This window comes from Nocardia sp. CC201C (assembly GCF_030010695.1).
GTDB classification, from domain to species: Bacteria; Actinomycetota; Actinomycetes; order Mycobacteriales; family Mycobacteriaceae; genus Nocardia; species Nocardia otitidiscaviarum.
The window spans coordinates 1-10,575 of record NZ_JASCXP010000254.1; the positions used below are offsets into that span (position 1 = coordinate 1).

The following is a 10,575-nucleotide window of genomic DNA, read 5'->3' on the forward strand; positions in this document are numbered from 1 at the left end:
CCGCACCCGACCAGCAGCCGCCCCCGCAGGCCGCCGAGGAGCGTCCGCAGGGCAGCGGCCCGCGCGGCAGCATCGAACAGTGGATGTCCGACCTCCGCTCCTCCCGCCGCCGTCCGTCCGCCAAGGACGACGACGATGAGGGCCGCCATCGCGGCGGCGAGGGCCGCACCGTCAGCGTCAACGAACTCCTCCGCCGCCAGAACCGCGACTAGGAAGGCACCGATGTCCCGCCCCGCGCCGCACATCGACGACACGTTGCTGGCCGAGGCCGCCGCCATCCTCGGCACCTCGGAGTTGACCGCCACCGTCAACGCCGCGCTCGCCGACGTGGTGGGCCGCCGTCGCCGCGAACAGTTCGCGGACTGGGTGAAGGCGGGTGGCCTGCGCGGCTCGTACCCCGAATTCGACGAACGCTGAACCTCTTCGGGCATCGACGCCGCGCACCGCACGAGCATGTGATTCGGTCGGCTGTGAGCCCGGCGACGACCGGATCGACGTCGAGCACGAGCCGGATCCGACCGCGATCGCGCGCCGCAGACCCCCAGAGGCGGGTAGCCACCCACCGTCGCGATTCGCGAGCAGCTCCACGCGCCTCGCGAGCAGCTCCGATTCCTCCCGTGATGGCACGGCAGATCGGTGATGCACGCAGATCGGTGATGGCGGAGCCCGATCACCGCGATGCCGGTGGGATTCAGGCGCGGGCGATGGATTTGCGGATTTTGGTGGCTATGAGGGTGGGGGCCTCGAGCATGGGGACGTGGCCGACGCCGGGGAGGGGGCGGTCGGTCAGGGTGGGGTGGCCGGTGAAGGCGTCGGGGGCGTAGAAGTGGGGCGGGATGATGCGGTCGTGTTCGGGGCGCAGGATGGTGATCGGGAGGTCCAGTTCGGGGAGTTTGGTGAAACCGGCTGGGATGGCGGGGTCTTCGGCCAGGTCCTTGATGATGGTGCAGTGTGCGGGGGTGGCGGCCATGGCGTTGGCGAGGCGGTTGGGGACGACGGCGGGCTGATGGGCCAGCAGCGGAATCAGCAAGCTGCGCAGCATATTCGGCATGACCGGCAGGCCGTCGGCGGTGTTGAGGCCGACCAGCGGGCCGAAGGAGCGAAATTTGCGGATGAGGGTTTCGGCGGTGGGGCGGTCGGGCCAGAACCCGGCGGGCGCGATGGCGGTGAGGGTGGCGGCGCGACCGCGCGCGGCGAGTTCGCAGGCAATCCACCCGCCCAGCGAGTTGCCCACCAGATGTGCTGTGCGCCAACCGACTTCGTCGAGCATGGCTTCGACGTGATCGACCAGTCCGGGAATGGTGGCGGGTTGCCGCGCGGGCGGTCCGCCGAAGTGGCCGGGCAGGGTGGGGGCGAGGACGTCGTGGTCACCGGCCAGATCGTCGATGACCGCGCCCCAGGACTGCCAGGTGAGCAGGAATCCGTGCAGCAACAGCACCGGGGCACCACGCCCGGTCCGCAGTCTCGGTTCGGGTACCGGAACCGCGTCGACCGAGCCGTGAACCACCATGAGCGCGACGATACCGCGCGTGCGCCGCACCCGGGGTCCGGTGCGGCGTTGCCGGACTCACATCCCCATGAGCTTCTTCCAGTGCGCCGAGAGCGGATGCTTGGCGGTGACCGAGCCGAAGCGGATGCGGCCGTGCACGACCAGGTGCAGCGGCCCCATGGGCGGTCCGGTGTGCACCTTGTTGGTGACGCCGGAGCCGACGAGTTCGAGCCCGTTCAGATCGGCGGTAGCCTCCGACGGCAGGATGAGATTCAGTGAGCCACCGCTGATATCGGCCCGGATCTCCACGATCTGCGTGGACATGACGGCCTGGGTGAAGTCGAGCGTCACACCGGAGAGGAAACTGTCCACCAGCAGTGTCGGATGCACCTGCCAGCGGCCCTTGCGGGTGACGCCGGACATGCGGGCGCGGATGATGTTCCCCCCGGACGGGTTCGGGACGTGCCGCACCGTGGGCTGGCCGTGCGGTGCGGCCGGTGGCGGCCCCGGGAAGGGCCGCGGCCCGGGCTGTCCGGCCAGCCGGATCCCCGGCAAATCGACCAGCACCGTGTTCAACTCGCCGCGGGTCTTGGCCGCCAGCGCCGTGTCCATGCGTTCGGTGAACTCGCCGAGCGACAGCATGCCGAGCCCGACCGCACGTTGCAGCAGCCGCCCCACGTGCTCGCGCTCGGCGTCGGACACCCGCAGGTCGCGGTCGCCCACCACGTGCTCGGCGCCCACCCTGGAAACCGCTTCAGGACCACCCATGCCATCGAGGCTAGCGACGATCCGGCCCGCCGCACATCAGGGCAATCCCTGAATATCAGTTATCACCGCGAATCCTGCGGACCCGCGTCGCCACGGCCGAACCCTGGCGCGCAGCGGACGTCCCGGGTCCCGGCCCTCCGCGAGAACCGCGCCGACGTCGCGCGAGACGGCTGAGCTCGCGAATCAGGTCCCTGCGCCCGGGCCGGGCAGGACGTCGATGTCAGCGGCGGTCAGCCGAGCATCGCACTGATCGCAGCACAGGCGCACGCGCGTGATGCGGCCGCACTCGCGGTGGCGATGCAGCGCCGGGGGCCCTTCGGGGCCGACGGCCCACTGGTCGCCCCACGCGGCCATGACGACCAACACGTCGCAGAACGCCAGACCCTTGTCGGTGAGCACGTACTCGGATCGCGGCGGTTGTTCGGAGTACCGGCGGCGCGCCAGCATGTCCTGATCCTCGAGCCAGCGAAGGCGCTGGGTCAGGACTTTGCGGGAGATCCCGAGGTCACGTTGGATGTCGTCGAAGCGGCAGATGCCGACGTAGACATCGCGCATGATGAGCGGCGACCACGGCTCACCCGCGACGTCCAAGGTGCGCGCGATCGAACAGGCCATCGCACCGAAATCCGTACGTTGCATCAGCACATTATAGTTCCCTCAGGGAACTTACTGTGTTAGTCTCCTGAAGGAACTTACAAGGAGTGCCCGCCATGCCTGATCCTCTCCGCACCGAACCGACGCCGAGCAAAGCCATCAACATCGTCCGGCAATGGGACGACGACCAACTTCACGTGCCTGACCGGGACGACGTCCTGCCGTGGGAGCTCGGCCTCGAGCGGCTCGACGCCACAGAGCTCTACTGGAATGTCAGTCAGGGCTCGGACGGATCGCCACATGTGCGGCCGGTCTTCGCCGTGGTATGTGACGGTGTGTTGTGCTCGACATCGTCGTCCACCGCGCGCAAGACCGCGTTGATGCGACAGGCACCCTGCACGCTGGCGACATCGACGGAGGGCATGGACGTCATATACGAGGGTGTCGCAAGACAGGTGGACGACGCCGACCGCCTCGCCCGCATCGCCGACGGCTACCGGACCAAATACGGCTGGCCGGTGGAAGTGACCCCGGACGGAGCTTTCCATGCCCCGTTCGGTGCGCCGGCCGCCGGGCCGCCGCCCTACCTGGTTTTCGCCATCGAACCCGTGACGGTCCGCGGACTCGGCACGGACGAACGCTACGCCGCCCGATCAACCCGATGGGAGTTCGACCGATGAGCCTGCACGAGGAGCGCGCCCTGCCCGAGGCGGTGCGGAACCTGTTCACCGGAACCAACTACGCCCATATCGCCACCCTGCTGCCGGACGGATCACCGCATACCGTTCCGATCTGGGTGGACGTCGAGGGCGACACGATCGTGTTCCTCACCGGACCGGACGCACGCAAGGCCCGCAACCTCGAACGGGATGACCGCGTGGCGATCTCCGTCACCGATCACCAACGGCCCTTCGTCATGGCCACGGTGCGCGGGCGGGTGGCTCGCCGGCTGACTGGGGATTCGGCCTGGGTCGTGATCGACCGGATGTCGCACAAATACTTGGGAGTGCCATACCCCCGGGAAGAAGAACGGGTCGTCTACGCCATCGACCCGGTCCACGTGTGGACGAAGGATTTCGCCGGCGACTGACGCCGAGCCAGGCGAGCGAGATCAGCGATCGGTCACGAACCGCGTGCAGACGGCACTACTCCAACCCCTGTTCGATGGCGTAGCGGGTCAGCTCGACCCGGTTGCCCAACTGGAGTTTGCGGAGCGTGGACTGCACGTGGTTCTCCACGGTGCGGTGGCTGAGGTGCAGGCGGGTGGCGATCTGCTTGGCGGACAGTCCCTTGGCGACCATGCGCAGCACCTCGGTCTCCCGGTCGGTGAGGGCGGGCCGGTGGGGTTCGTCGCGGTCGGGCGGAGTGTTGGCGATCCGCCGGTACTCACCGAGTACCAGACCGGCCAGTCCGGGGGTGAAGACGGCCTGTCCCGCCGCGGTGGCCTGCACGGCGTCGGCGAGTTCGGCGGCGGAGGCGCTTTTCACCAGGTAGCCGAGCGCCCCGGCCTTGATGGCGTCGAGCACGTCGTCGCGTTCGGCCGACGCCGAGAGCACCAGCACTCGGCTCTCCGGTGAGACGCGCAGGATGTCGGCGGTGGCGGTGGCGCCGTTGCCGTCGGGCAGGTTCATATCCATGAGGACGACGTCGGGGCGGACGGCGGCGGCACGCCGGGCGGCCGTGCCCACCCCGTCGGCGGTGGCGCTCACCTCGAATCCGGCCTCGGTGAGATCGCGGGCGACCCCGTCGCGCCACATGGGGTGGTCGTCCACCACCATGACCGAGATCCGGTGCTCTCCGGTGTCTTCCGACATATCGCCTCCCGTGTCACCTCTCATTGTCGGGCCTCGCGCTCGCGCGGTACCCGGAACTCCCACTCCGTTCCGGTCTCGGTGTCGGTGAACAGTTCCGCCGTACCCCCGAGCGCCGCGATCCGGCCGACGATCGAGCGTGAAACCCCCAGCCGCCCTTCGGCTTCGGCGGCGACCAAGCGGCCCTCGGGGATGCCGGGGCCGTCGTCGCGCACGCTCACGATCACCTCGCCGCCGGTATCCTCCAGCAGCACATAGGCTTTCGCTCCATTCCCGGCGTGCGCGGCGACATTGGACAGCGCCGCCGCGACGGCGGCCGCCACCTCCCGCGCCATCCGCCGCCCGAGCGGGACGGGATGGCCCGGTGTGGAGACGAAGACCACCGGTGTCGCCTGCGCGGTGAGCAGCGGTCGCAGATCCTCCTGTCCGCCACCGGTGTCGGCGCGCACCACCTGCTCGGAGATGAGCACCCGCAACGCCACCTCCTGCTCCCCCGCACGCTGCGCCAGTTCCGCGGTGGGGCCGCCGATCTCGCCGCCGCGCCGCTTGATGTAGCTGAGCACCTGCAACACCCCGTCGTGCACCTCGCGCGCCAGCCGCTCCCGCTCCTGGGTGGCGGCGTTGAGCCGGACCGCCTCCTGCAACTGCTGCTGGGCCCGGCGCGCGGTATTGGCCGCCAGGCCGATCGCCAGGCCCACCGAGATCAGCACCGGGGCGGTGGCGTCCTTCCACACGTCCACATCCCATTGCGCCCGCACCGTGGTGCTGGCCAGGGAGATCAGCGCGCCCGAGCCGATGCCGCCGAGCGGGCCCCAGCGGATGGCGGCCGACATGACGGCGTTGGCGGCCCACAGCGTGGTTGGCAGGGTCTGGTGGCCGTGGTACCAGTCGTAGTCGGCGACCAGCCGGGTGGCGGCCATGAGCGCGATGACCACCACCTGGTCGCCCACGACCACCGCGGTCCGCATTCCGGCGGTGCCCCGCACCAGCCAGTGCGACAGCAGGACCGAGGAGACCACCGACCACACCACCATCACGCCGATGAACGCCCAGCTCAGGCCGGGCCGCTCGTAGTAGCGCACCGACGCGAACTGCTGTGCGATCGCGTAGATCAGGGTGACCAGCCGGAACACCTGCGCCGCCCGCCACAGCGGCGCGGCGGCGGCATAGCCGGGATCGAGGTCAGTCCGCGGGGTCACCGGTGTCGCCCTGTCTCGACTCGCCCCGCGCGGAGTTGGACCCGGGTGGCTTCGGTGCGGGTGGGGACAGTTCGAGCGGGCTGGGGTCGGTGTCGGGTTCGGCGCTGAACATCGGTTTGCGTGGATTCCCGGTGTGCAGCTCCTGGTAGAGCTCATCGGGGGAATCCGCCAGCAGCGACCGGATGGCGGTGTTCAGCACCGCCACGAACGGCACCGCGAGCAGACCGCCCGCGATACCGGCCAGCACCACTCCGGCGGCGATCGCCAGCACCACCGCCAGCGGGTGGATGCGCACGGCCCGACCGAGCAGCAGCGGTTGCAGCACATGGCCTTCCAGCTGCATGACCGCGATGGTGATGCCGAGCACGATGAGCGCGGTGACGAGGCCCTTGGTCATGAGGGCGATGAACACCGCCACCGACCCGGCGATGAAGGATCCGATGATGGGGATGAACGCGCCGATGAACACCAGGGAGGCCAGCGGCAGCGCGAGCGGCACGCTCAGAATGGCCAGTCCCGCTCCGATGCCCACGGCGTCGACGGCCGCCACCAGTACGGTGGCCCGCACGAATCCGGTCAGGGTGCCGAAACCGAGCCGTCCGGCGGTGCGGGTCCGTTCGCGCTGCGCGGTCGGGATGACCCGGGTGACGAACTCCCAGATCTGTTCACCGCCGTAGAGGAAGAAGATGAGGATGAACAGGGTCAGGAAGATCCCGGTGAAGAACTCGCCGATGGCCGTGGCGGTGGTGAGCGCCCCGCTGGTCAGCGTGTCCTGGTTGTTCTCGATGGTCTTGACGAGGGTGTCACCGGCATTGCGGATCTGCTCGGTGCTCAGGTGGAAGGGCCCGTTGATGAGCCAGTCCTGAATCTCGGTGACGCTGTTCTTGAACTCGTCGGTCAGCTGCGGCACGCCGATGACGAACTGTTCGATCACGAAGGTCATCACCCCGGCGAGCAGTCCGAGCGATCCCGCGAGCGCCACGAACACCCCGATGGACCGCGGCACCCCGAACCGCTGCATCCAGTCCACCAGCGGCGACAGCAGCGCCGCCCCGAGCAGCGCGATGGCCAGCGGAATGGTGATCGCCGAGAGCCGATGCGCCACCCACGCCACCGCCAGCACCGCCGCGAAGATGATCAGCAGCCGCCACGCCCACTCCGACGCCTGCCGCACGAGCGGGTGCACAGCCTCGGCATCCCGCCGCCGCACCCCGTCCCGGGTCCCGGCGTCCGCCACCTGCTGCTGCCCCTCGCTCACGGCTGCGAGCCTACTGTCCGTTTCGCTCATAGCGCCGTACCCGCACTGTTCGACGCGCTCCCCCACGCCCCGAGCAGCCGACGAAACAACCGATCTCGTTAAGAAGCAGGTAACTCGCCGGGTACGCCCGAATTCGGGTCGGCACTCGACCGCCGGCACGCGTGCATAACCGTGAACGGCTCTCAGCCGTGCGCGAAGAGTCGCGGGGAGGCGGGGGAGCTAGATTGGTGAGCGTGTCAGCGCCCCTGGAAGCGGTCAAACAGACCATGCGAACCCGCTGGCCGCTGTATCTCGCATCCATGCTGGCGGCCAATGCGTTCGGTGCTGTCCTGGTGTGGGCTTTCATCCAGTACGGGCTGCCGGTGCCGGAGGGCGGGACGGCGGCGACCCGGGAGACGGGGCTGCTGATTCCCGGCACGGTCTTCGTGATCGGGGGCATTCTGAGCCTGGCCGCGTCGGCGCTCATGCTGCGGCCGGTCATGCGCTGGCAGATGCGCGGCGGGCCGCCGAGCCGGCAGGAGCAGATGGCGGCGCTGCACGCGCCGCTGCGGCAGTCGATCGTGCATCTGGCGCTGTGGCTGCTGGGCGGCGGTGTGCTGGCCTCGCTGATCATCGTGCGCACGCCGGAGCTGGCGGCCGCGGTGATCGTCACCGAATGTATGGCCGCCACCATCGTCTTCGGTTTCACCTACATGCTGGGGGAACGGATTCTGCGCCCGGTGGCGGCCGAGGCGCTGTCCACCGGCACCTTCGATCACACGCTCACCGCGGGTGTCGGCACCCGGATGGCCATGACCTGGGGTATGGGTACCTTCGCACCGGTCATCGCGATCGTGCTGCTGTGCGTCACGCAGATTTCTTCTCGCGTGCAGTTTTCCGCGCAGTCGCTGGCGGTGTCGATTCTGCTGCTGTGCGGTGTGGTGATCATGCAGGCGCTGGCGCTGTCCATGCTGACGGCGTCGAGTATTTCCGATCCGATTCGCCAGCTCAGTCAGGCCATCGACCGCGTGCAGGAGGGGGCGCGAGATGTGCAGGTGGAGGTTTTCGACGGCTCGGAAATCGGGCTGCTGCAGGTCGGCTTCAACCGCATGATGGACGAAGCCGCCAAACGTCGCGAACTTCAGGAATTGTTCGGTCAGCATGTCGGTGAGGATGTGGCCCGGCGCGCCTTGGAGTACGGCACCGAGCTCGGTGGTGAAACGCGATTCGTGGCGGTGTTGTTCGTGGATATGGTCGGTTCCACCGCAACCGCCGCGGAACGTCCGCCCACCGAGGTCGTCAGCCTGCTCAATGAATTCTTCCGCATCGTGGTGGATGTCATCGACCGCCACCACGGCCTCATCAACAAATTCGTCGGTGATGCGGCGCTGGCCATCTTCGGCGCGCCCCTGGACCGTCCCGACGCGCCCACCGCCGCCCTGGCCGCCGCCCGTGAGCTGCGCGAAGCCCTGCGGGAAGTGCCGGGGTTGGATATCGGTATCGGAGTTTCGGCCGGTTTGGCGGTGGCCGGGAATATCGGCGCGGCGAATCGTTTCGAGTACACGGTCATCGGTGATCCGGTGAACGAGGCGGCCCGGCTGACGGAACTGGCGAAGGAGCGTCCCGAACGGGTGCTCACCTCGTCGAGCGCGCTGTATTTCGCCGACGATCCCGAACAGCGGCACTGGGAAACGGGCGAGGAGGTGCAGCTGCGCGGCCGTCGCAGAAAAACGCGTCTGGCCTGGCCCAAGCAGAGCGGCGAGGAAATGACTGCAGACGCCGCGGCCATCGGTTCGTTAGGCTGACGGCGTGACGGCCCCGAGTAGCACACGCCACCGGTTCTGGTGGGTGAAATGGGTACTTGGTGCCGCACTTGCCGCTTTGTTGATCGCCGAGGGCATATATCTGTATCCGCGCCTGTCGGAATCCTGGCAGAAGCTCACCGAAATCCATTGGGGCTGGGTCGCCGTCTGCGTCTGGTTGCAGGCGGTGTCGATGAGCGGCTACGGCCGGGTGCAGAAACAGCTGCTGCGCGCGGGCGGCGTGCGGGTGAGTCAGCGCAAATCGGTGTCGGTGGTGTACGGGTCCACCGGCATGGCGTTGACGCTGCCCGCCGGGCAGGTGTTCTCGACGGCGTTCACGTACCGGCAGACCCGACGCTGGGGCGCGAGCCCCATCGTGGCCTCCTGGCAGCTGGTCATGTCCGGGGTGGTCGCGGCGTCCGGGCTGGCGCTGCTGGGCGTGCTGGGCGCGCTGCTGGTGGGCGCCCGGGTCGGGCCGCTGAAGCTGATCGTGTCGCTGGGCGCGGTGGTGCTGCTGGTGTGGGCCGGGAACTACGTGGCCAAGCATCCCGGCACCATCGAGGCGGTGGTGCGCCGGGTGCTGCACGTGATCAATCGGATCCGGCATCGCGCCGGTGATCGCGGCGAGGACAAATTGGCCGAGATCGTGAGCCAGCTGGAGTCGGTGGACCTGGGCCGCCGGGACGGCGCGTGGGTGGCGTTCTGGGCGGTGCTGCACCGCGGTGCGGATGTGGCCTGTCTGGGCGCGGCCTGCTACGCGGTGGGGGCCGATCCGCGCCTGGCGGGGCTGGTGCTGGCCTTCGCCGCCGGGAAGGCGGTGGGTTCGATTCCGTTCGCGCCGGGCGGCATCGTCTACGTGGACGCCACCCTCATCTACGGTCTCACCGCGTTCGCCGGTCTGCCCGCCGCGCAGGCGGTGGCGGCCGCCTTCGCCTACCGCATGGTCAGCTTCGTCCTGGTGGCGATCGTCGGCTGGATCGTCCTCGGCTTCCTGTTCCGCACCCCGCACGCCGACGACGCCGACTACGAGAAGGAGTTCGAACAGCGCCGCACCCCGCTGGTGAGCGAGCGCCGCCAGCCGGACCCCGAGGTCGGCACCGCCTGAGCCGGGTGTCCCTGCGCGGGGACCGGTAGCGGGCGCACTACCCTGTGGCGCGTGAAGAAACCGCTGCCGTTCGTCGTCGATGCCGTGCTGGTGGTCCTGTTCTGTGCGATCGGGCGCAGCAGTCACGACGAGTCGATTCTGACGGGATTGGCGCGCACCGCCTGGCCGTTCGAGGCCGGACTCATTCTGGGCTGGGCCATCGCCTTCGCGGTGTGCGTGTGGCAGTCCGAGCGCGACTTCGATACGGCGGTACGGCGTTTCGACGGGTGGTCGCTGTGGCCGACGGGCGTGATCATCTGGGCGACCACGCTGATCGGCGGCATGCTGCTGCGCGTGGTCAGTGGCCAGGGCACGGCGTTCAGTTTCATCCTGGTGGCGGCTACCGCCCTCGCGCTCTTCCTGCTCGGCCCGCGCGCCGCGCGGAAGGCGTTGCGCGCCAACTGATCCGTACGACTGCCCGGTGATCCGAACGACTGCCCCGAAACCTGCCGCGGGGGGGGGGGGCCCCGGGGGGGGGGAGGTGAAGCGGGGGTGGCGGGGGTCGGTCCGGCGGTGAACATCACCACGGCC

The 10,575-nt window shown here is 69.1% G+C and carries 13 protein-coding genes; 7 read left to right on the top strand and 6 right to left on the bottom strand.

Annotation, left to right across the window (positions count from 1 at the left end; all coding sequences use genetic code 11):
- Together QK444_RS23670 and QK444_RS23675 are read left to right on the top strand one after the other, a co-directional pair.
- A partial coding sequence (locus QK444_RS23670) for a hypothetical protein (protein WP_282783789.1) occupies positions 1-212 on the top strand: 212 nt, incomplete at its 5' end.
- A gap of 10 nt (positions 213-222) precedes the next feature.
- Positions 223-417 carry a type II toxin-antitoxin system VapB family antitoxin gene (locus tag QK444_RS23675; protein WP_282783790.1) on the top strand — a complete coding sequence of 65 codons (195 nt, stop codon included), beginning with the start codon at positions 223-225 and terminating at the stop codon, positions 415-417.
- 274 nt (positions 418-691) lie between these two features.
- On the opposite strand, the gene QK444_RS23680 is transcribed toward QK444_RS23675, so the two are convergent.
- The 3 genes from QK444_RS23680 to QK444_RS23690 form a co-directional block, all read right to left on the bottom strand.
- Entirely contained in the window at positions 692-1,510 is an 819-nt protein-coding gene (locus tag QK444_RS23680; protein WP_282783798.1) for an alpha/beta fold hydrolase, read from the bottom strand.
- Positions 1,511-1,567: 57 nt separating this feature from the next.
- The gene (locus QK444_RS23685; RefSeq protein ID WP_282783813.1) at positions 1,568-2,212 is read right to left on the bottom strand and encodes a DUF1707 domain-containing protein; all 645 of its coding nucleotides are present in this window, start codon (positions 2,210-2,212) and stop codon (positions 1,568-1,570) included.
- A gap of 228 nt (positions 2,213-2,440) precedes the next feature.
- Positions 2,441-2,896, bottom strand: coding sequence for a helix-turn-helix domain-containing protein (locus QK444_RS23690; RefSeq protein WP_282783800.1), 456 nt, complete (start codon positions 2,894-2,896; stop codon positions 2,441-2,443).
- 71 nt (positions 2,897-2,967) lie between these two features.
- On the opposite strand from QK444_RS23690, the gene QK444_RS23695 reads away from it, so the two are divergent.
- Positions 2,968-3,531, top strand: a complete 564-nt coding sequence (locus tag QK444_RS23695) for a pyridoxamine 5'-phosphate oxidase family protein (protein ID WP_282783802.1) — start codon at positions 2,968-2,970, stop codon at positions 3,529-3,531.
- A complete protein-coding gene (locus QK444_RS23700) occupies positions 3,528-3,941 on the top strand; it encodes a TIGR03618 family F420-dependent PPOX class oxidoreductase (protein WP_282783804.1) in 414 nt (137 codons plus the stop codon). Before QK444_RS23695 ends, QK444_RS23700 begins: the two co-directional genes overlap by 4 nt.
- Before the next feature lie 55 nt (positions 3,942-3,996).
- Here the strand turns inward: QK444_RS23700 and QK444_RS23705 are convergent, their stop codons facing one another.
- From QK444_RS23705 to QK444_RS23715, 3 genes are read right to left on the bottom strand one after another with little or no spacing between them, the layout of a single operon-like run.
- Complete coding sequence (locus QK444_RS23705) at positions 3,997-4,665, bottom strand: response regulator transcription factor (RefSeq protein ID WP_282783806.1); 669 nt, start codon at positions 4,663-4,665, stop codon at positions 3,997-3,999.
- A gap of 20 nt (positions 4,666-4,685) precedes the next feature.
- On the bottom strand, positions 4,686-5,861 hold the full coding sequence (locus tag QK444_RS23710; protein ID WP_282783808.1) for a DUF5931 domain-containing protein: 1,176 nt from the start codon (positions 5,859-5,861) through the stop codon (positions 4,686-4,688).
- Complete coding sequence (locus QK444_RS23715) at positions 5,845-7,071, bottom strand: AI-2E family transporter (protein ID WP_306358024.1); 1,227 nt, start codon at positions 7,069-7,071, stop codon at positions 5,845-5,847. Before QK444_RS23715 ends, QK444_RS23710 begins: the two co-directional genes overlap by 17 nt.
- Before the next feature lie 314 nt (positions 7,072-7,385).
- On the opposite strand from QK444_RS23715, the gene QK444_RS23720 reads away from it, so the two are divergent.
- From QK444_RS23720 to QK444_RS23730, 3 genes are read left to right on the top strand one after another with little or no spacing between them, the layout of a single operon-like run.
- Complete coding sequence (locus QK444_RS23720; RefSeq protein WP_282783815.1) at positions 7,386-8,903, top strand: adenylate/guanylate cyclase domain-containing protein; 1,518 nt, start codon at positions 7,386-7,388, stop codon at positions 8,901-8,903.
- 43 nt (positions 8,904-8,946) lie between these two features.
- A complete protein-coding gene (locus QK444_RS23725; RefSeq protein WP_282783810.1) occupies positions 8,947-10,005 on the top strand; it encodes a YbhN family protein in 1,059 nt (352 codons plus the stop codon).
- Between the two features lie 51 nt (positions 10,006-10,056).
- On the top strand, positions 10,057-10,449 hold the full coding sequence (locus QK444_RS23730) for a DUF3054 domain-containing protein (RefSeq protein WP_039818097.1): 393 nt from the start codon (positions 10,057-10,059) through the stop codon (positions 10,447-10,449).
- Positions 10,450-10,575: the final 126 nt, after the last annotated feature.

Coding starts and splice junctions, on each gene's coding strand:
- QK444_RS23675 (WP_282783790.1), top strand. CDS start 223: ATGTCCCGCCCCGCGCCGCACATCGACGACACGTTGCTGGCCGAGGCC.
- QK444_RS23680 (WP_282783798.1), bottom strand. CDS start 1,510: ATGGTGGTTCACGGCTCGGTCGACGCGGTTCCGGTACCCGAACCGAGA.
- QK444_RS23690 (WP_282783800.1), bottom strand. CDS start 2,896: ATGCAACGTACGGATTTCGGTGCGATGGCCTGTTCGATCGCGCGCACC.
- QK444_RS23695 (WP_282783802.1), top strand. CDS start 2,968: ATGCCTGATCCTCTCCGCACCGAACCGACGCCGAGCAAAGCCATCAAC.
- QK444_RS23700 (WP_282783804.1), top strand. CDS start 3,528: ATGAGCCTGCACGAGGAGCGCGCCCTGCCCGAGGCGGTGCGGAACCTG.
- QK444_RS23705 (WP_282783806.1), bottom strand. CDS start 4,665: ATGTCGGAAGACACCGGAGAGCACCGGATCTCGGTCATGGTGGTGGAC.
- QK444_RS23720 (WP_282783815.1), top strand. CDS start 7,386: ATGCGAACCCGCTGGCCGCTGTATCTCGCATCCATGCTGGCGGCCAAT.